This window comes from Pedobacter sp. AW31-3R (assembly GCF_052180285.1).
Taxonomy (GTDB): Bacteria; Bacteroidota; Bacteroidia; order Sphingobacteriales; family Sphingobacteriaceae; genus Pedobacter.
Genome location: NZ_CP197475.1, coordinates 3,411,078 through 3,431,058 on the forward strand (window position 1 = coordinate 3,411,078; position 19,981 = coordinate 3,431,058).

At 45.2% G+C, this 19,981-nt stretch carries 12 protein-coding genes; 8 read left to right on the forward strand and 4 right to left on the reverse strand.

The annotated features are described in order from the left end of the window. Positions 1–442 precede the first annotated feature (442 nt). The 4 genes from ACSBL2_RS14075 to ACSBL2_RS14090 are packed head-to-tail and all read left to right on the forward strand — an operon-like array spanning position 443 to position 4,594. Entirely contained in the window at positions 443–1,621 is a 1,179-nt protein-coding gene (locus ACSBL2_RS14075; protein WP_442587166.1) for a hypothetical protein, read from the forward strand. A 20-nt stretch (positions 1,622–1,641) separates the two neighbouring features. Then, positions 1,642–2,880, forward strand: a complete 1,239-nt coding sequence (locus ACSBL2_RS14080) for a quaternary amine ABC transporter ATP-binding protein (RefSeq protein WP_442587167.1) — start codon at positions 1,642–1,644, stop codon at positions 2,878–2,880. After that, on the forward strand, positions 2,880–3,710 hold the full coding sequence (locus ACSBL2_RS14085; RefSeq protein WP_442587168.1) for an ABC transporter permease: 831 nt from the start codon (positions 2,880–2,882) through the stop codon (positions 3,708–3,710). Before ACSBL2_RS14080 ends, ACSBL2_RS14085 begins: the two co-directional genes overlap by 1 nt. A 20-nt stretch (positions 3,711–3,730) precedes the next feature. Further along, on the forward strand, positions 3,731–4,594 hold the full coding sequence (locus ACSBL2_RS14090; protein ID WP_442587169.1) for a glycine betaine ABC transporter substrate-binding protein: 864 nt from the start codon (positions 3,731–3,733) through the stop codon (positions 4,592–4,594). A 195-nt stretch (positions 4,595–4,789) separates the two neighbouring features. Here the strand turns inward: ACSBL2_RS14090 and ACSBL2_RS14095 are convergent, their stop codons facing one another. After that, positions 4,790–7,072, reverse strand: a complete 2,283-nt coding sequence (locus ACSBL2_RS14095; protein ID WP_442587170.1) for a GH92 family glycosyl hydrolase — start codon at positions 7,070–7,072, stop codon at positions 4,790–4,792. Between the two features lie 184 nt (positions 7,073–7,256). Between ACSBL2_RS14095 and mnmA the strand changes: the two genes are divergently transcribed. Continuing rightward, positions 7,257–8,348, forward strand: a complete 1,092-nt coding sequence (gene mnmA / locus ACSBL2_RS14100; RefSeq protein WP_442587171.1) for a tRNA 2-thiouridine(34) synthase MnmA — start codon at positions 7,257–7,259, stop codon at positions 8,346–8,348. 333 nt (positions 8,349–8,681) lie between these two features. Here mnmA and ACSBL2_RS14105 read toward each other — a convergent pair whose 3' ends face one another. From ACSBL2_RS14105 to ACSBL2_RS14115, 3 genes are all read right to left on the reverse strand, one after another. After that, positions 8,682–9,614 carry a metallophosphoesterase gene (locus tag ACSBL2_RS14105; protein ID WP_442587172.1) on the reverse strand — a complete coding sequence of 311 codons (933 nt, stop codon included), beginning with the start codon at positions 9,612–9,614 and terminating at the stop codon, positions 8,682–8,684. Continuing rightward, a complete protein-coding gene (locus tag ACSBL2_RS14110) occupies positions 9,607–10,365 on the reverse strand; it encodes a 5'-nucleotidase C-terminal domain-containing protein (protein ID WP_442587173.1) in 759 nt (252 codons plus the stop codon). Before ACSBL2_RS14110 ends, ACSBL2_RS14105 begins: the two co-directional genes overlap by 8 nt. A gap of 128 nt (positions 10,366–10,493) precedes the next feature. Beyond that, positions 10,494–11,003, reverse strand: coding sequence for a glutathione peroxidase (locus ACSBL2_RS14115; RefSeq protein ID WP_442587174.1), 510 nt, complete (start codon positions 11,001–11,003; stop codon positions 10,494–10,496). Between the two features lie 226 nt (positions 11,004–11,229). On the opposite strand from ACSBL2_RS14115, the gene topA reads away from it, so the two are divergent. From topA to ACSBL2_RS14130, 3 genes are all read left to right on the forward strand, one after another. Beyond that, complete coding sequence (gene topA, locus ACSBL2_RS14120; protein ID WP_442587175.1) at positions 11,230–13,815, forward strand: type I DNA topoisomerase; 2,586 nt, start codon at positions 11,230–11,232, stop codon at positions 13,813–13,815. Positions 13,816–13,909: 94 nt separating this feature from the next. Next, positions 13,910–14,314, forward strand: coding sequence for a hypothetical protein (locus ACSBL2_RS14125; RefSeq protein ID WP_442587176.1), 405 nt, complete (start codon positions 13,910–13,912; stop codon positions 14,312–14,314). A gap of 72 nt (positions 14,315–14,386) precedes the next feature. After that, positions 14,387–19,963 (forward strand): alpha-2-macroglobulin family protein, encoded by a 5,577-nt coding sequence (locus tag ACSBL2_RS14130; RefSeq protein ID WP_442587177.1) that lies wholly within the window; start codon positions 14,387–14,389, stop codon positions 19,961–19,963. Positions 19,964–19,981 lie beyond the last annotated feature (18 nt).

Consider the following 19,981-nt stretch of genomic DNA (forward strand, 5'->3'; position numbering starts at 1 on the left):
GCAAAACAGGTTAAAAGCTCCACTGCAATAGCTATAAAATCCCAAAGCGCATCATTGCCGTCCATAGGAATATGCCTAAAAATGCTGTTGTTTTTACCTCCTTCTTCAGGCAATGCCTCCCCTCGCTTTATTCAGCTGGGACAGGGTGAATTGGAGCGAAAACACATGTTTTTTTTCTGTGTTAAAAACTACTGTTTACGTTAATAAATACCCCTTTTTGGAATGAAATTTCATTATTTAGCAAAATTTTGGTACATTTGCAGTGTTTTTAATTTAAACCTCGCTATTTATACGACATCTGATCGTTCATTCTTTGATAGAAAATAGCCACATATCTGTTTAAAAACCTTAGGGATCTGCTCCCTGAATTCCAATTACTAATGTTTTATTATAAAGCATTTTATCTCATGCGACAATGGAGTCAGCATGTGAAAACTTTATTATGGTTAAACAACTACAGTATTTATACTGTTTAACGCTCTTCACTATCTCTCCATTCGTAGTGAAAGCACAGGAAAAAGACTCAACAACAACAAAGAGGGACACCATACCCATCCGCCTGAGTCCGGAAAAACCCACACTAAAAATAGGTGGTGCGCTCAGGTTCAACTACAACCTCTCTACCTGGAAGAAAGAACAAGTGACACGGGGAGGTGATTTCGGTCTCGACATGTTCAGGGTCAATGCTGATGCAGCCTATAAAAAACTTGATTTCCATGCAGAATACAGGTTTTATTCCAAAACTTCCGGCGGAAGTTTCCTGAAAGACGGATATGTCACCTACCACTTTAATGACAGTACCCATCTCCAGGCCGGACTGGTACAAAATCCATTCGGTAATACCACTTACAATTCCCATAACTGGTTCTTCAATCTCCCTTATTATGTGGGTTTTGAAGATAAATTCTCCATGGGATTCAAATTTCATCAACAACGGAAACGCTGGGTCTATGACATCGCCTTCTTCAAAAATGCGATGGAACTCGATTTTGGGGACAAAACCGAAATCGATCCTTCCAGGTACTCTTATGACGTCGCAGGCAGGAACAAAGAAGTCAACCAGGGGAATATCAAGACGGAATACCTGCTGTCGCCCAACAAGAAAATCGGTATTTCGGGTATGCTGGGAGGTGTCTACAACCTTCCTACCGGCAGAATGGGTGCCAGATGGGCAGCCGCTGCACATACAGACCTGAATTTCGGGAAGCTGAATGTGAAACTGCAGTCCATGTATTACCAGTACAACCTGGCAGATTCCTCACAGTATAAAGGAGCAGTAGAATTGGGGGCCTATGGTGCAACCTATGAGGTGGCACAACGTGCTCTTCTACACACAGCATCCTTTGCTTATACGCAACCAGTAAAATTAGGGCCAGTCAGCGCCCTCACCTTTTATGAGAATTTCTCCTATATGGACAAACCTCAGCAAGGATTTACCGATACCCAAATGAATGTTGCCGGATGTATGGTAAGTGCCGGTAACCTGGTTACTTATATTGACTGGGCAGCAGGAAACAACCAGCCCTGGCTGGGGCCGGAATGGCAGAAAGGATTGTCTTCAGGTAATCCGGATTCCGGCTGGCATAGCCGCTTTAACATCAATTTCGGCTATTATTTTTAAACAACACACACCAAAATATTATGTCTAAACTTAAAATAGAAGACCTCACGCTCATCTTTGGTAAAGATAAGGCGGAGGCCCTGTCCCTCTTAAAAAAGGGAAAGAGTAAATCAGACATCCTGAAAGAGACAGGTTGTACAGTGGCCGTTAAAAATGCTACTTTTAATATAGAAAAAGGTGAATTCTTTGTCATCATGGGCTTATCAGGAAGTGGTAAATCCAGCTTGCTGAGGTGCCTAAACAGATTAATCGAACCGACTTCGGGAAATGTAATCCTGAATGATGTCAATATCACCAGCCTGGATGATGCCGAGCTGCAGGCTGTACGCCGTAAAGAGATGGCCATGGTCTTCCAGAATTTCGGACTGCTCCCGCACCGCACGGTACTGGAAAACGTAGCTTTCGGACTGGAGCTCCAAAATGTCCCGGTGGCAGAGCGGGAAAAGAAGGCAGAAGAAGTGATCAGGCTGGTCAGTCTCCAGGGATACGAAAATCAACATACCTCCTCCCTTTCCGGAGGAATGCAGCAAAGGGTTGGCCTGGCCAGAGCCCTGGCGAATGAACCGGAAATCCTGCTGATGGATGAAGCCTTCTCGGCACTCGACCCGCTGATCCGTACACAAATGCAGGATGAGCTGATCGACCTGCAGAAGACCATGCAGAAAACTATTGTATTCATTACGCATGACCTGGATGAGGCCATTCGTTTGGGCGACCGTATTGCCATTATGAAAGATGGAGAAGTGATACAGATCGGTACACCTGAAGATATTTTAACGAATCCTGCAACCGACTATGTGTCCTCTTTTGTTGAGAAAGTCGACCGTAAAGCCATTATTACTGCAGCCAGCCTGATGTTTGAAAAACCTACTGTAGCCATTTTCAGGAAAGATGGCGTAGAAGGAAGTCTGCGTAAAATGCGTGCTTCAGGGCTGATTTCCCTCCCGGCAGTATCGGTGGACAAACACTTTCTCGGTTTTGTTTACCTGAAAGATATCCTGGAGCTTAAGGCGAAGGGTGAGCACACCATTGAAAAGGCCATCATCCCTGATGTGCCCGTGGCCTATCTGGAGACTACAGTAGAGCAAATGCTCCCCTTCATTGCAGAAAATGGAAGGGCTGTACCGGTTGTCGACCGGGAGACCAATAAATTACTGGGTATTGTGGCACAGACTTCCCTGCTGATTGAAACGACCGGCACTTCATGGGAAAACGTGACTGGAAATACAATTGATAACCTTCAAAAAGAAATTATATAATGATACATATAGGACCCTATATAGAACAATTTATCAACTGGCTGACGCTGAATTTCGGAACCCTGTTTAGTGCAATCAAATACATCGTAGAAAGTGTGGTGAACAGTGTGGAATATGTATTTCTGTTCCCACCCTTTTATGTGATCATTGCCCTGATTGCCTTTCTTGCCTGGAAAAGAACAGGCTGGGGAGTAACGCTGCTCACGCTGTTCGGCATGACACTGATCTGGGGAATGGGCTACTGGGAGCAAACCATGGCCACCCTTGCCCTCATTCTTTCCGCTGCATTGATTGCCTTATTAATGGGTATCCCATTGGGCATCTGGGCAGCAAAGAAACCTTTGGCGGGACGGATCATGCGTCCCATACTGGATCTCATGCAGACCATGCCGGCTTTCGTTTACCTGATCCCTGCAGTGTTGTTCTTCGGACTGGGTAAAGTTCCAGGTGCATTTGCAACCGTTATTTTTGCGATGCCCCCGGCAGTACGTTTAACCAGCCTGGGAATAAGTCAGGTGCCGAAATCCATTGTCGAAGCTACCCGTTCATTTGGGGCTACACCGCGGCAACTGTTATTTAAGGTAGAACTCCCTATCGCTTTGCCCACTATTCTGGCGGGTGTCAACCAGACCATCATGATGGCGCTGTCGATGGTGGTGATCTCCGCCATGATTGCAGCCGGCGGACTTGGAGAGGTAGTTCTGAAAGGAATCACCCAGTTAAAAATCGGTGTTGGATTTGAAGGGGGGATTGCCGTGGTTATCCTGGCCATTATCCTCGACCGTATCACCCAATCCTTTGGTACGAAAAAAAAGATCAATATATCATAAACCATTAAAAAAATAATCATATGAAAAAGTTAATCAGCGCTTTAGGTACTGCCCTTATAGTATTCCTGGTTGCTTCCTGCGGAAATGCGCCGGGCGCTAAAAAAGTAACCATCGCCTATGTCAACTGGGCGGAAGGTGTAGCCATGACGCAACTGTCGAAAGTACTGCTGGAAAAAGAAGGATATACCGTAGAATTGAAAAATGCGGATGTAGCACCTGTATTTGCTGCCGTTGCCGGTGGCGATGCCGATATTTTCCTTGACACCTGGATGCCGGTGACGCATAAAGAATATATGGAGACTTTTGGTCCGCGACTGGAAGTCCTCGGTACCAATTTCAACAATGCGCGTATCGGATTTGTTGTTCCGGAATATGTGAAGGTCAGCAGCCTGGATGAACTCAATGCCAATGCTGCCCAGTTTAAGGGGAAGATCGTTGGCATTGATGCCGGTGCAGGAATAATGGGTAAGGCAGAAACCGCCATTAAAGATTACGGATTGAAACTGGAACTGCAATCGTCAAGTGAGGCGGCTATGCTGGCTATCTTAAAGAAAAGTATAGATGCCAAAGAATCTATTGTGGTAACAGGCTGGGCCCCGCATTACATGTTCAGCAATTTTAAGCTGAAGTTCCTCCATGATCCTAAAAAAGTATTTGGTGATGTGGAGACGATCCAGACGGTAGCCAATAAACAATTTGTGGTTTCCCATCCTGCTGTCGCTGAATTTTTCAGAAATTTCCAGCTCGATGATGCAGAGTTGGGATCATTAATGGCTGCTCTGGCAGCTACGGACAATGAAAAAGCGGCTGTTGAAAAATGGATTGGGCAACATGCAGAACTGACCACAAGATTGAGCTCCTTCATCAAAACGGAAACAAAGTAAAAGAATCTTAGTTACACGTTAAACGCATCAAACCAAACGAGGGTGTATCATAAATCATGACCACCCTCTTTCTTGTTGTTTTTACCCGTACCCTCCTACGGAAGCATTTTCAAATATTCAATGCTCAGAGGCTTGGTTTCGTTAATGATACAGCTTCGTTTGGTTAAATATGGAGCTGTAAAAAACTACGAATCGCTATCTGTTTGGTTTACTGCTCATATAAAACAGGAGTTTCCCCCCATTCGTCACCTCAGTATGTTTAAGGGTATGGTTTTTCAGCTCCCTGCCGTTCAGCAACACTTTTTTCACATACACATTTTTATCGCCCTGATTCAAGGCCTCTACCGTAAACACCTTGCCATTTTCCAGATGGATAGTGGCCGATTTTACTGCAGGGCTGCCCAGTGCATATTCATCAGATCCCGGTGCTACCGGGTAAAAACCCAGGGAGGAAAACATATACCAGGCACTCATTTGCCCGCAATCGTCATTCCCACCCAGTCCGTCAGGTGCATTTTTGTACTGCATCTTCAGGATCATGCGGATACGTGATTGTGTTTTCCAGGGCTGGCCTGCCCAGTTATACAGGTAGGCCACATGGTGTGCCGGTTCGTTGCCATGTACATAACCGCCAATAATCCCTTCACGGGTAATATCTTCTGTCTCTGCGAAAAATTCATCCGGCAGGTGCATCGTGAACAGAGTATCCAGGCGTTTCGCAAACCTTTCCTTCCCCCCCATCTTTTCCACCAGCTGTGCCGGGGCCTGCGGCACAAAAAAGCTATAGTTCCATGAATTTCCCTCAATGAAACCCTGCCCATGGGTACTTCTGACATCAAATTCCTTTTTGAAACTGCCATCCGCCATCTTTGCTCGCATAAATCCCGTCGAGGGATCAAAATTATTCTGCCAGTTGGCGGAGCGCTTCATGTACTCCGTATAGATATCCTGCTTGTTCAGTTTTTTCGCCAGCTGTGCAATACACCAGTCGTCATAAGCATACTCCAGTGTATTGGAAATAGAGGTCCCGCTTTGCTCTGCAGGGATATAACCCTTGTCGATATACGCGCCAATTCCTTCATATTCCCTGTGGTTGGACGTCACGATACAGGCCTGCAATGCCGCTTCGGCATCACCGGTGTACACTCCTTTAATGATTGCATCAGCCACAACAGATACACTGTGGTATCCGCTCATGCACCAGTTGTCATTTGCATAATGTGACCATACCGGCAGCATTTTTACTGCACTCTGCTCATAATGCGCCATCATGGATCTCAGCATATCATTGCTGCGTGCGGGCTGGATGATATTGAAGAAGGGATGTAATGCCCTGTACGTATCCCATAAAGAGAAGGTGGTATAATTGGTAAAATCTTTCGCCTGATGTACATCCTGGTCCAGCCCCCTGTATTCCCCATTGACATCCTGGTAAGTGGTGGGATTAATAAAAGCATGGTACATAGAGGTATAAAAATTCACTTTATCATCTTCCGATGTATTCACTACAATCTTATTCAGCTCTCTGTTCCAGTCCGACTGGGCCTGTTTTTTCACCGCATTGAAATCCCATCCCGGTATTTCCACACGCATATTTTCCAGGGCATTTTTCTGGCTTACCGGAGAAATGGCAAATTTGATCTTTACCTTTTCCTGTTCTGCAGTGCTGAAATCGAAATACATGCGCAGGTTTTTACCGGCAATTTCGGGAAAGTTTTTGCGCTGGTCGAACTTGCCCCAGAAACCACGGTAAGCTTGCTTTTTATCATAATTCTGCTGCCCGTATGCTTTAAAGGGTTTAGAGAAAGACATGGCGAAATAAACCGTTCTTGTTCTTGCCCAGCCATTGGTCTGGCGGTAACCCGTCACCAGGGTATCATTGACCACCCTGACATAAGTCCATACATTTTTATCCGGATAATTGTATATCCCGGCCATCAGGTCGAGGATGATATGCGATTCGTCTGATTTCGGAAAAGTATACTGGTGCATGCCTGTTCTTTTGGTCGCGGTCATTTCCGCCAGGATCTGGTCGTCTTCCAACATCACTTTATAATATCCGGCTTCTGCAACCTCCTTGTCGTGGGAAAATGCGGATCGGAATCCGCTTTTCGGATCAGCCGCTGTACCAGGGTTCATCTGCAGCTCACCCTGCGTAGGCATGATCAGGAAATCACCCAGATCGGAATGCCCTGTACCGCTGAAGTGGGTATGGCTAAAACCAACAATAGTTTTATCCTCATATTTATATCCGGCACAATACTGATACACCTCACCGTTATATTTTCCATTCCGTTCATAGGAAATGGTATCCGTTTCCGGGCTGAGCTGTACGGCGCCAAAAGGGACGGTTGCCCCGGGAAAGGTATGCCCCATTTTCTGTGTACCGATAATTGGTTTTACATAGTTCAGCAGGTTTTGCTGTGCCCTGCAGAGGAATGGAACAAACAACAAAAGATAAAAGACAGTTTTCTTCATGGGTGTAGTCAAGTTTAGTTTTCTTCTGGAGGCTAATATATAATATATCTGTTAAAAGAGCGGTAAAGGAATCGCTACATCGGTTTACCCGGACGTAAACATTGCCTTTTTACAAGCATCTGACCACAGGAAAGGAGAATATTTGTAAAAATGAGTTATTTTTGCAGGACGATAATAAAATACAATGAGTAAAAGGGGTAGAATTTTGGTAGCCATGAGTGGCGGTGTAGATAGTTCAGTTGCAGCAGTGATGCTCCATGAACAGGGATATGAAGTTATCGGTTTAACGATGAAGACCTGGGACTATGCCACATCGGGCAGCAGCAGTAAGGAAACGGGTTGCTGCAGCCTCGACAGCATCAATGATGCACGAACGCTGGCTGTAAATTATGGCTTCCCACACTATATATTAGATATCAGGGATGAGTTCGGGGATTTTGTCATTGACAACTTCGTTGATGAATACCTGGCAGGACGTACACCCAATCCATGTGTCCTTTGCAATACCCATATCAAATGGGAAGCATTGCTGAAACGTGCGAATAAACTGGATTGCGAATTTATTGCGACCGGTCATTATGCGAACATCAGGCAGCAGGAGAACGGAAGACATGTCATTTCCAAAGGTCTGGATGAAAACAAAGACCAGTCTTATGTGCTGTGGGGTGTATCACAGGAAAACCTTTCGCGTACGAAATTCCCATTGGGTTCTTTTGCCAAATCGGAAATCAGGCAGATGGCACTGGACATGGGCCAGGAAGAACTGGCCAAGAAAAGTGAAAGTTATGAGATCTGCTTTGTACCGGACAATGACTACCGCTCTTTCTTAAGACATAAAGTGGGTGACCTCGAAGCCCGTGTTGACGGTGGTAATTTCATTAACAAGGACGGAATGATCATTGGTAAACACAAAGGATATCCATTTTACACCATCGGACAACGTAAAGGTCTGGGTGTAGCCTTTGGCGAACCTATGTTTGTGACGCAGATCCTGCCGGAGAGCAACAGTGTGGTTTTAGGCCGTGCGGATGAGCTGGAAAGAAGTGAAGCGATGGTGCGTAACCTGAACCTGGTGAAATATGAAAGTATTTTAGAACCTATGGATAATGTGATCACTAAAATACGCTATAAAGATGCAGGGATGTTAAGTACCATTGTTCAGGAGAAAGACAGGATGCGTGTGGTATTTGACCACAATGTATCGGCTATTGCTCCGGGACAGTCAGCTGTATTTTATGAAGGAAATGATTTGCTGGGCGGCGGATTCCTCTGCTAAGTCCTGCATTACATTTCTGATGGGTATCGCTGAAACCATCATAAGCCTACCGCTGACAAACAGCAAATGAGAATGCTTATGATCGCTTCATCACCTTTAAAAAACAATTATATTCTGATGAAAGAGGCTGTATCATTAATCCAAATCATAGTTCGTAAACAGAATTTAATTTTAAACAGCCACTAACAAGAAGACCATAAAAAACGGCAATTTTCTATATGAAAATTGCCGTTTTTTATTGAAATGAAGAAGCAATAAAATATTATTTGGCAGCTTTGAGGCTAATTTAAATTATGATACAGCCTATTTTGCTGAAACAGCTCGATCTATAGCTTAAGTATCCAGCGTATTGCTGATGGTATACGGTGAGGAGCTCAGTAATTTCTTTCCCCGGTAAGTTTCGAAATAATAATCCACCCTGCCCAGATTAATTCCGGCGAAGCCCACCTGATTAATGGTCGTTATATTTCCGGCCCTGTTTTTTACATCCTGCGGCTCCTGCAGGAAAGTATGGGTATGTCCCCCGATAATCAAATCAATATGATCGTTCTCTTTGGCCAGCACCTGATCAGATACCGTATTGTCATTGTATTTATAGCCCAGATGCGATAAACAGATCACCAGGTCACATTTCAATTCATTTTTCAACAAAGAAGCTACTTCATTGGCTTTCTGAACCGGATCCTGGTACACTGTTGAGCCGTAGTTGTTCTCTCCTACCAAACCTTTCAGTTCAATGCCGATACCAAACACCCCTATCTTCAGCCCTTGCTTATTAAAGATCTGGTAGGGTTTGGTCGACTGGTGCATAATGGTATCAGAAAAATCATAATTGCTCACCAGGATCGGGAAACTGGCATGTGGCAATTGCTTATAGAAGCCTTCCAGTCCATTATCGAAATCATGGTTCCCCATGGTTGCCGCATCATACCCCATGTCGCTCATGAGCTTAATTTCAAGCTCACCGCCATATAAATTAAAGTATGGGGTACCCTGGAAAATATCTCCTGCATCCAGCAGCAATACATTGGATTCTTCCTGCCTTATTTTTTTGATCAGTGCCGACCTTCTCGCTACGCCGCCCAGTCCCTGGTTCCTGGAACCATCCATTGGAAAAGGTTCAATCCTGCTGTGCACATCATTGGTGTGCAGAATGGTCAATTTTTTGGCTTCGCCACTGGCCAGTGCATCCAAAGCATCTAAGCTGAGGGCTGTTGCTGCTGTCGCAATAAGTCCGCCCTTGATGAATTTTCTACGGTTAATCATTTGTAATCCTTCTATCTAATTTTGCACTTACTTTTTGTCCTGCCTGCTGGCGCTCTTTTACAGATTTAATCAGGGCATCCCTCACTTTTAGTCCCAGTACCTTCCGGCCTACTGCCTTTTTGAATATTTCCACCCCATCGCCACCTCCTGCAATATAATCTGAGGTCAGCACCCGGTAATTGCGGCTGCTGTCGAAGGCCTGGTTGTTGATCTTAATATTTTCTGCTGCTTTACCTTTAATATCAAAAGTAATCCCGGCCACGGGCTGACCACCGCTGGCGGCAATCAGATCTGCCAGTGTTTTTACTTCCGCTCCCTTCAGCTCCATCACTAAAAGTTCATTTTCAAAGGGCATCAGTTCAAATAGGTTCGACAAAGTCAAAGACCCCAAAGGAAGGTCATTTCTCAGTCCCCCGTTGGTACTTGGAAGGGCGAAATCAATTTTCGGATCAATCAGGACTGCCTGCTGCATGGCTGCATCTGCAAAGAAATTCCCCAGTAATGATTCTCCCCCTACATATTTCTTCGTCAGGGCAATATCCGTAACACCGATCACCTGGTTCATCTGCGAATCCATTTTCAGTTTATAAGGAAGATATTTTTTGATAACAGAGCTGTCCACTGGTGTGGTGGCATTAATTGGGTACTCTGCACGTTTCGACTGTACCAGCTGATAATGGCTGGAGCAGGAAATAAAGAAACAGGAGGACAGCAGAAACGCTGCCAGTCCTGAATGAACAGAAATGCGCATATGATATAAATGTCCTGCAAATCTAGTGGAAAGCCCAGAAATAAGGATTAAAAAAAAGAGAAATCTCTGTTAAGGATTTCTCTTTTGCTGTAATTCAACCGTTTCAAAGCGGTTTGTACCTGAAAATGTTACAAATTCTTAGTCAGTTCGGTACTCATTGGCGTTACTTTAGAACGGAAACGGTGTACCAGCTGTCCTTTTTCATTGATCAGGAATTTTTCAAAATTCCAGTTGATGTCACCCGTAAAGTCAGGATTGGTTGCTGAAGTCAGGTATTTGAATATAGGATTAATGTCATTTCCTTTCACACTTACTTTTTCGCTCAATAAAAAAGTAACCCCAAAATTCTTTTTACAGAAATCCTGGATCTCGCTATTGGTCGCCAATTCCTGTCCCCCGAAATTACCTGCAGGGAATCCAATTAATACGACATCCTTGCCATAGGTTTTATGCAATTTTTCCAGGTCTTCATATTGCGGGGTATAACCGCATTTAGATGCTGTATTCACAATTAATATTTTTTTGCCCTTAAATTTTGACAATTTAACTTCTTTACCGTCAATTGTTTTAAAGCTGAAGTCATAGATACTCTGCGGTGGAGTAAATAACAGACTGAATAAAATAAGTAGAGTGTTCATGTGATTTATTTTTATGTGATGACTAATATAGTTACAATATTTCGTGGACTTTATAATCCTATCGTCAACTTAAATATTACGTGTCCATTTACGGTCTTTAAGGAGTGGCGGATTTCCATAAACCGGACCAAAACGAATGTCCCGGAATTTTCTTTTTTATATAAATTATGCGTAGAATTTTGATTTTAGGCTTATTTATAGTTTTATTTGCAGAAAAACGTCCTGAATGGCTAAGAATTTATTAATAGTTGAATCACCTGCAAAAGCGAAAACAATAGAAGGATATTTGGGGAAAGATTTCCTTGTCAAATCCAGTTACGGTCACATCCGTGACCTGGTAAAAGGCGATATGGGGATTGATATCACCAATAACTTCGCTCAAACCTACGAAGTACCCGCTGATAAAAAGCAGATGGTTGCAGAACTAAAGAAATTAGCTAAAGGCGCCGAGATGGTATGGCTAGCGTCCGATGAGGACCGTGAAGGAGAAGCTATTTCATGGCACCTTTACGAAACGCTGGGATTAAAGGAAGCAACAACCAAGCGTATTGTTTTCCATGAGATCACCAAACCTGCAATCTTAAAAGCGATAGAATCTCCACGTCATATAGATTATAACCTGGTCAATGCACAGCAGGCACGCCGTGTGCTCGACAGGCTGGTCGGTTTTGAACTTTCCCCGGTATTGTGGAAAAAGATTAAACCTTCCCTCTCTGCCGGTCGTGTGCAGTCGGTTGCCGTGCGCCTGATTGTAGACCGTGAACGTGAAGTGAACCAGTTCAATGCCGCTGCAGCCTACAAGATCACCGCTAAATTCGGTACCGGCAAAGGCCGTGAGCAGGTCAAGGCAGAATTGCCACAGCGCTTTGAAAGCGAAGCAGATGCAGAAAAGTTCTTACAGGACTGCATCAATGCCTCTTTTAAGGTAACCAGCCTGGAAACAAAACCAGCGAAACGTAATCCTGCGGCACCTTTCACTACTTCCACCCTGCAACAGGAAGCATCGAGAAAACTGGGCTTCCCGGTATCGCGGACCATGCAGGTGGCACAGCGCCTGTACGAAAGTGGAAAGATCACCTATATGCGTACCGACTCGGTGAATTTATCTGAAACTGCTTTAACGGCTGCGGCCAATGAAATCCGTTCGGCTTATGGGGATAAATACCATCAGCCAAGAACCTATAAAACGAAATCTGCCGGCGCACAGGAAGCACACGAAGCTATCCGCCCTACCTATTTCGATCAGCATTCCGTAACAGGCGACAGCTCGGAGCAGCGCTTGTATGAGCTGATCTGGAAACGGTCGATTGCTTCACAGATGAGTGAAGCATTATTTGAAAAAACTACTGCCCACATTACCGCCAGCACCCGTAAGGAAGACCTCATTGCGGAAGGTGAAGTAATGAAGTTTGATGGCTTCCTGAAAGTATATCTGGAATCCAGCGATGATGAAGAGCAGGAAGACTCAGAAAATGAGAACATTCTCCCTCCTCTCGCAACAGGACAGGAACTATCCCTGCTGGTCATGAATGCCACAGAACGTTTCTCCCGTCCACCGGCAAGATATACAGAGGCCAGTCTGGTTAAAAAACTGGAAGAACTCGGTATTGGTCGTCCTTCTACCTATGCACCAACCATTTCTACGATTCAGAACCGCGGGTATGTGGTGAAAGAAGACCGTGACGGACGCCAGCGTTCCTTCGGTTCCATTGTGCTGGAAAACGGCACAGTGAGTAAAACAGTAAAAACGGAGACTACGGGCGCAGAGAAATCGAAACTGTTCCCTACAGATATTGGCCAGGTAGTCAACGACTTCCTTGTGGAACACTTTAAAGGTATTGTCGATTTCAACTTTACCGCCAAAGTAGAGAAGGAATTTGATGAGATTGCCCAGGGCTTACAAAACTGGACGCAGATGCTGCATGATTTCTATACCCCTTTCCATAAGGAAGTAGAAGTAACTACAGAAACTGCCGACAGGGCCAATGGGGAACGCCTCTTGGGGGTAGATCCGGAAAGCGGCAAAAATGTATATGCAAAAGTAGGCAAGTTTGGCCCGCTGGTACAGATCGGTCAGAACGATGACGAGGAAAAACCACGTTATGCAAGCCTGATGAAAACCCAGTCGGTAACCACTGTTACCCTTGAAGAGGCACTGGAGCAATTCCGGTTACCTTTCCAGCTGGAAGATTACCAGGGTAAGGAAGTTTCCGTAGGTGTCGGACGTTTTGGTCCTTATGTGAAATGGGGCGATGCCTATATTTCCATTCCAAAAAATGAAGACCCTTTGTCGGTAGACCAGGCCCGTGCTATAGAGATTATTGGCGAAAAAATTACCGCTGATGCACCGGTAGCCCATTATGACAACCTTCCGGTAACGAAAGGTACAGGACGGTTTGGTCCTTTCATCAAATGGAATGACTTGTTCATCAACGTGCCAAAGGCATACGATTTTGACAACCTGTCTGACAATGATATCAGGGAACTCATCATTAAAAAAGTAGAGAAAGAAGCCAACAGGTTTATCCAAACCTGGCCGGAACATAAAATAGCCCTCGAGAACGGAAGATGGGGACCGTTTATCCGTTTCGGTAAAGACATGCTGAAACTGGGTAAAAACCCGGCTACCAATGAAAAATATACAGCTGAGGAATTAGCGGTACTTTCACTGGATGAAGTTAAAAAACTGATTGTGGAACAGGTGCCGAATGCATTTGAACCCAAAGCAACCAAGAAAAAAGCGGCAGCGAAAACCACGGGTAAAACTGCGGCTAAAGCGCCTGCGAAGAAAAAGGCTGTTGCAAAAAAATAAGATACGAAGAACGGAATGTTCGCTGTTCAATTCCCTCCGCCTGAAAGGAAAGGCTATTGAACAGCGGTCATCTGACTGATAAAACATAATATTGATGAAGAAAGACCTGCCGGAAAATATAGTCGAAGATTTGGGCATGGCTGTCGTACTGATGGATTCCACCCCTGAAGTAAAAAACTGGACAGTTTACCTCCTTAACCTGAAAAATGTAGAGATTAACAATGTGCTGATCAGCTCCAAGGGCTATGGGGAGAAAGATGGCAAAATGGTCAAAACATCAGTACTCAGACATTTTCTGGGAGATGTGCCTGCCAATACCTATAAAGGCGTTGAAGCTATAGATACGGCGGTTTTCGGACTCACCAATGAATATTGGCTCAGCTATTATATTGACGGAACCATTTACGACAAAAAGTTCATTTTTCTTCCGGAAAGTATTGTGGATGAAAACCTGATCAGAATACCCTTAATTAATAAACCAGGCGTGCTGATCAAATAGTTTTACACAACCTTCGCTTTCTACAGGATTTTTTCGGTACTTTTCGCTAGTATTGTTTAAATCAAACACTGTATGGCGTTAACGAGAGCAACATTTCATAAAAATATAAAACCCATTATTATTGGGACAATAGCAGTGATCCTTGTTGGATTGGCTGCTTTTTTTATTTTACGCAAAAGTAAACCGGATGATGACCATCAGGCCTATGTGAAGTATGTAGATGCCTATACCTCAGGTACCATCTCCAAGAAAAGTTTCATCAGGGTACAACTGGCGGGACAAGTGAAAACTATTGGCGACATGGGCAAGGCTGATGAACGCGACCTGTTCAGCTTATCTCCTTCCGTCAAAGGAAAAACCTATTGGGTAGATGCACAAACCGTAGAATTCCGTCCTGAAGAAGACCTGGAAGCCGGTGAAGATTATACGGCCAGCTTTGATCTTGCCGCAGTAACGGAAACGGAAAAAGGGCTGGAAGAATTTGAGTTTGAATTCAAGGTGATCAATCCGGGTTTATCACTCCGCCAGAACGGACTGGTTTCACAGAACAACACTTCGCTGAATTACATGAAATTAAGCGGGGAAATCAGTACGGCCGATCAGGAAGATCCGAAGCAGATCGAGAAATGCCTGGATCTGGATTTTGACCAGAAACTGAAGATCAAATGGCAACACAACCCACAAACCAATACCTCAACTTTCCTTATTGACAGCATCAGGAAAACCAACACAGAACAAAAGCTGGTACTGGATTGGTCGGGCAGTGCCATTGATGCAAAAAACAAAGGCAAAGAAACCCTGGCTGTCCCTGCCAATGGGGTATTCAAGGTTCTGCAGGTCAAAGCCGTGCAGGAGCAGGAAGATTATGCGCTGATCCAGTTTTCAGAGCCTGTTGGCATTGGCCAGGACTTAACGGGACTGATCACCTTCGGGAACCAGTCAGATTTAAGGTACACCATTGACGGGAGTCAGGTGAAGGTCTATACCTCTGCTGAGCTGCTCGGCAATTATGCTGTCAGCGTCAACAGCGGTGTAGAAAACAGTAACCAGCGTACCTTAAGCTCCGGCACCACTGCCAATATCGTTTTTGAGAATAAACTGCCTTCGGTGACGATTGCCGGAACGGGAACTATTCTGCCAAACTCGGGCAAGCTGGTACTTCCTTTTGAAGCCATCAACCTCAAAGCGGTAGATGTGACAATCATAAAAATCTACGAAAATAATATCCCGCAGTTCTTCCAGACCAACAATTACAAAGATGGGACAGATTTACGCAGGGTCGGAAAACCGTTGCTACAGAAAACCATCCGCCTGGACGAGGATAAATCAATGGACCTGCACAAGAAAAACCGTTTTGTGCTCGACCTCGATAAGATCATTAAAACAGAGCCCGGTGCCATGTACCGGATCACTGTAGGTTTCCGGCAAGCCTATAATGTATTCCAGTGCAATGAAAACGATGAATCTGCTGAGGAAGAGAATGAGGATGATTACAGCTATGGGGAAAAGATCGATGAGGACGATGATTTTTGGGAAAACTACAACAGCAACTATCCAAGAAACTACAACTGGAATGACCGCGACAACCCTTGCAAGCCTTCCTATTATACCAGCGAAAGATGGGCGAGCCGTAATTTACTCGTATCCAATATCGGGCTGGTGGCAAAAAGAGGAAACGACAACAGCATGCTTATTGTGGCGACCGACCTCTTAACCACAAAAGCTTTAAGTGGTGTAAGCCTGGAGCTGCTCGATTACCAGCAGCAGGTGATCCATGCGGTGAAAACCGATGGTGATGGTATGGCCTCCTTCGACATGAAGAGGAAACCCTTCCTGCTGATTGCCAGGAACGGCAATGAGCGGGGCTACCTGAAACTGGATGATGGAAATTCATTGCCCCTGAGCAGATTTGATGTCGGTGGTGATGTGGTACAGAACGGGTTAAAAGGATTCATCTATGGGGAACGCGGCGTATGGCGTCCCGGAGATTCCCTGTTTCTAAGCTTCATCCTTGAAGATAAACTAAAAAAATTACCAGCCTCTTACCCTGTCACCATGGAACTCTATAATCCACAGGGACAACTGGTTAAAAAGGTGATCAATGGCAGCTCTTTAAATGGTTTTTATGCCTTCCGACTGGCCACGGAAAACACAGCGCCGACAGGAAACTGGATGGCCAAAGTTAAAGCGGGAGGATCTTCCTTCCAGAAGGCGATCAAGATCGAAACGGTCATGCCCAACCGTTTAAAAATTGGGTTCGATCTGGGTAACCGTAAAGAACTGGGGACAGGCATATCGGCTCCTGCCACCCTATCGGCCAACTGGCTGTTCGGTGCAGTCGGCAAAAACCTGAAAGCGAAAGTAGACCTCAACCTGAATGCCATGGAAACCACCTTCAAAGGTTTTGAAGGATATTCTTTTGATAATCCCACGGTAACTTTCAGCGGGCAGCTGAAAACAGTCTTTGAAGGCCGGCTGAATGAAAGCGGTAAGGCAGCTGTCAACACCAGTTACAACGAAAGCCTGGTTGCGCCGGGAATGCTCAAAGCGAACTTTACGACTAAAGTATTCGAAGCTGGTGGTAATTTCAGTCTGGATTACTTTTCGGTTCCTTACCATGTGTACACTAATTATTATGGGATCAGGGCACCACAGGGCGATAAGTTAAGCGGGATGCTGGTGACCGGTACAGACCATAAATTTGACATCGTCAACGTAAACCGCAATGGTAAACTGCTGGGCGGTACAAAAACGGTAGCTGTTGAACTCTATAAGATCCAATGGAGATGGTGGTGGGAAAAGGACAATGAAGATTCATTTGCCAACTTCTCCCAGAACTCCTACAATAAACTCATCAGCCGTGAAGAGGTCACCCTGCAGAACGGTAAGGCCAGCTGGAAATTACGGATTGACGAACCGGAATGGGGACGTTACCTGGTATTGGTGCGTGACCAGAATGGCGGTCATGTAACCGGTAAAGCAGTCTATGTAGATTGGCCGGGATGGGCACAACGTGAACAGTCGAACAATCCTACTGAAGCGTCTATGTTATCTTTCACGGCCAATAAATCTAAATTCAAGGTAGGTGAAGATATCGTATTGACTATCCCTACGGCCAAAAATGGCAGGGCCATGATTTCTATAGAAAACGGAAGCCGGGTATTGAAAACGTTCTGGACCGACACCAAAAGCGGTCAGACCACATTCAGCTTCAAGGCAGAGAAAAATATGGCACCCAATGTATTTGCCAACATCACCTTGTTACAGCCCCATGCGCAAACGGTCAATGATTTACCGATCCGTATGTATGGTGCCATCCCCTTAAGCATTGAAGATCCGGAGACCATCCTTAAACCTGTCATCCAAATGGCAGCCAAGATCAAACCGGAGACAGAAAATACAATCACCGTAACTGAGCAAACCGGAAAAGCAATGACCTATACCATAGCCATTGTAGATGAAGGATTACTTGACCTCACCCGATTCAAAACTCCTGATCCTCATGCCGTATTCTATGCACGTGAAGGGCTTGGCGTGAAGACCTGGGACTTGTTCGACTATGTATTGGGTGCCTGGGGTGGTAACCTGGAAAGGCTGCTGAGTATTGGTGGTGACGGATCTGCGAACAGAAACCTGAAGCCAGCTAAAGCCAACAGGTTCAGTCCGGTGGTTAAATATTACGGTCCTTTCACACTGGCTAAAGGCAGTACCAAAGTACACAAATTCAAACTGCCGCAATACATTGGTGCCGTTCGTGCCATGGTAGTAGCGGGACAGGATGGCGCTTATGGTTTCGCAGAGAAATCTGTCCAGGTGAAAAAACCACTAATGGTATTGGCAACCTTGCCGAGGGTCATTGGTCCGGGTGAAAGCTTCACCTTACCGGTAAATATTTTTGCGACCGAACCTCAGCTAAAAAATGTAACGGTACAGTTGCAAACGCAGAATCTCCAGGTTGCAGGAAGTAAAAGCAGGCAGCTCAGCTTCAGTCAGCCGGGTGAGCAGATGGCCTATTTCGAAGTCAGCGCAGCGCAGGTCACCGGGATAGCCAAAGTAAAAGTAATTGCCCAAAGCGGTGCAGAGAAAGCCGTGTACGACCTGGAACTGGACATCAGAAATCCGAATCCATATGTAACCAATGTGGTATCAGCCATTATTGAACCTGGTCACAGCTGGACACCGGCATATCAACCGATAGGTATGGCAGGTACACGTTCAGGAAGTATTGAACTGTCATCTATCCCTCCAATCAATCTTAAAAAACGACTCAGCTACCTTATTCAATATCCGCATGGATGTGTAGAGCAGACCACCTCATCCGTATTCCCACAACTGTTCCTGCATCAGCTAACGACACTGACTGATCAGCAGAAGGCCGTAACAGAGAAAAATATAAAATCGGGCATCAACAGGTTGCGTGGCTTCCAGACGGTAGATGGCGGACTGGCTTACTGGCCGGGTGGTACCACGGCAGACGAATGGGGCACCAACTATGCTGCCCATTTCCTTGTAGAAGCACAAAATGCGGGTTATACCATTCCGGTTGGGATGTTAGACAACGTATTGCGTTATTTAAAGACAAAATCTGGTTCATGGGTACCAAACAGTAGTAACTTCTACGGAGGCGACCTGTCGCAGTCGTACATGTTATATGTGCTGGCCCTGGCAAGAAAACCAGAAATGGCGGCCATGAACAGGTTAAGGGCATTTGAATATTTATCTGTCGGTGCCAAATGGAGACTGGCTGCTGCCTATCAGCTGGCAGGGCAAGCTTCTACAGCCAATGCACTGATTAAAGGACTGGACATCTCCGTTAAACCTTACACTCAGCTTGGCGGCACCTACGGATCTGATACCCGTGATGAGGCGATGATCCTGGAAACCTTAACCCTCATGGGTCAACGTGCACTAGGAACACCTACCCTGCAAAACCTGGCATCGAAAATGGGTAAAGACGACTGGTACAGCACACAAACCACAGCCTATAGTTTAATGGCCATTGCCAAATTCTGTGGGGTCAATGCCGCTGCCAATCAGTTGACCTATGCTTATGCGATTGATGGTAAAAAAGGAGCTGTAAACACCAAACAATTCTTAAGCAGCCATTCCTTAAACTTCAAAAGCAACCGTGCGGTGATCAATAACACAGGCAAAGGAGTACTGTTCGCAAGACTTATCCTTGAAGGTCAGCCTGCTGCCGGGCAGAATACTTTCCAGCCTAACAATCCTGACGTACTGGATCTGCAGGTAAGCTATAAATTATTAAATGGCAAACCATTAGACCCAACTACCTTAAAACAGGGATTAGATTTCTATGCAGAAGTCACGCTGAAGAATCCGGGTAAAATGGGCTTCTATGAGCAGATGGCGCTGACGCAGATTTTCCCTTCAGGATGGGAGATCATCAACACCCGTTTGAACGACAATGAAAGTGTGCTGGCTTCCTCCCCATTTGTATACAGGGATATCCGGGATGACCGTGTATTCACTTATTTCAACCTGAGGGAGAATGAAACGGTGGTGTATAAAGTATTGCTCAACGCTTCTTATATCGGTAAATATTACTTATCGGCCGTACAATGTGAAGCGATGTACAACAATACCATCAGTGCAACGGAAAAAGGGAAATGGGTGCAGGTGATCAAATAATATGCGGTTAAAAATCCC

What these genes read in the sequence shown, in the direction of transcription:
- ACSBL2_RS14090 (WP_442587169.1), top strand. Translation starts at nt 3,731, where the DNA reads ATGAAAAAGTTAATCAGCGCTTTAGGTACTGCCCTTATAGTATTCCTG.
- ACSBL2_RS14105 (WP_442587172.1), bottom strand. Translation starts at nt 9,614, where the DNA reads ATGATTAACCGTAGAAAATTCATCAAGGGCGGACTTATTGCGACAGCA.
- ACSBL2_RS14110 (WP_442587173.1), bottom strand. Translation starts at nt 10,365, where the DNA reads ATGCGCATTTCTGTTCATTCAGGACTGGCAGCGTTTCTGCTGTCCTCC.
- ACSBL2_RS14130 (WP_442587177.1), top strand. Translation starts at nt 14,387, where the DNA reads ATGGCGTTAACGAGAGCAACATTTCATAAAAATATAAAACCCATTATT.
- ACSBL2_RS14075 (WP_442587166.1), top strand. Translation starts at nt 443, where the DNA reads ATGGTTAAACAACTACAGTATTTATACTGTTTAACGCTCTTCACTATC.
- topA (WP_442587175.1), top strand. Translation starts at nt 11,230, where the DNA reads ATGGCTAAGAATTTATTAATAGTTGAATCACCTGCAAAAGCGAAAACA.
- ACSBL2_RS14080 (WP_442587167.1), top strand. Translation starts at nt 1,642, where the DNA reads ATGTCTAAACTTAAAATAGAAGACCTCACGCTCATCTTTGGTAAAGAT.
- mnmA (WP_442587171.1), top strand. Translation starts at nt 7,257, where the DNA reads ATGAGTAAAAGGGGTAGAATTTTGGTAGCCATGAGTGGCGGTGTAGAT.
- ACSBL2_RS14115 (WP_442587174.1), bottom strand. Translation starts at nt 11,003, where the DNA reads ATGAACACTCTACTTATTTTATTCAGTCTGTTATTTACTCCACCGCAG.
- ACSBL2_RS14095 (WP_442587170.1), bottom strand. Translation starts at nt 7,072, where the DNA reads ATGAAGAAAACTGTCTTTTATCTTTTGTTGTTTGTTCCATTCCTCTGC.
- ACSBL2_RS14125 (WP_442587176.1), top strand. Translation starts at nt 13,910, where the DNA reads ATGAAGAAAGACCTGCCGGAAAATATAGTCGAAGATTTGGGCATGGCT.
- ACSBL2_RS14085 (WP_442587168.1), top strand. Translation starts at nt 2,880, where the DNA reads ATGATACATATAGGACCCTATATAGAACAATTTATCAACTGGCTGACG.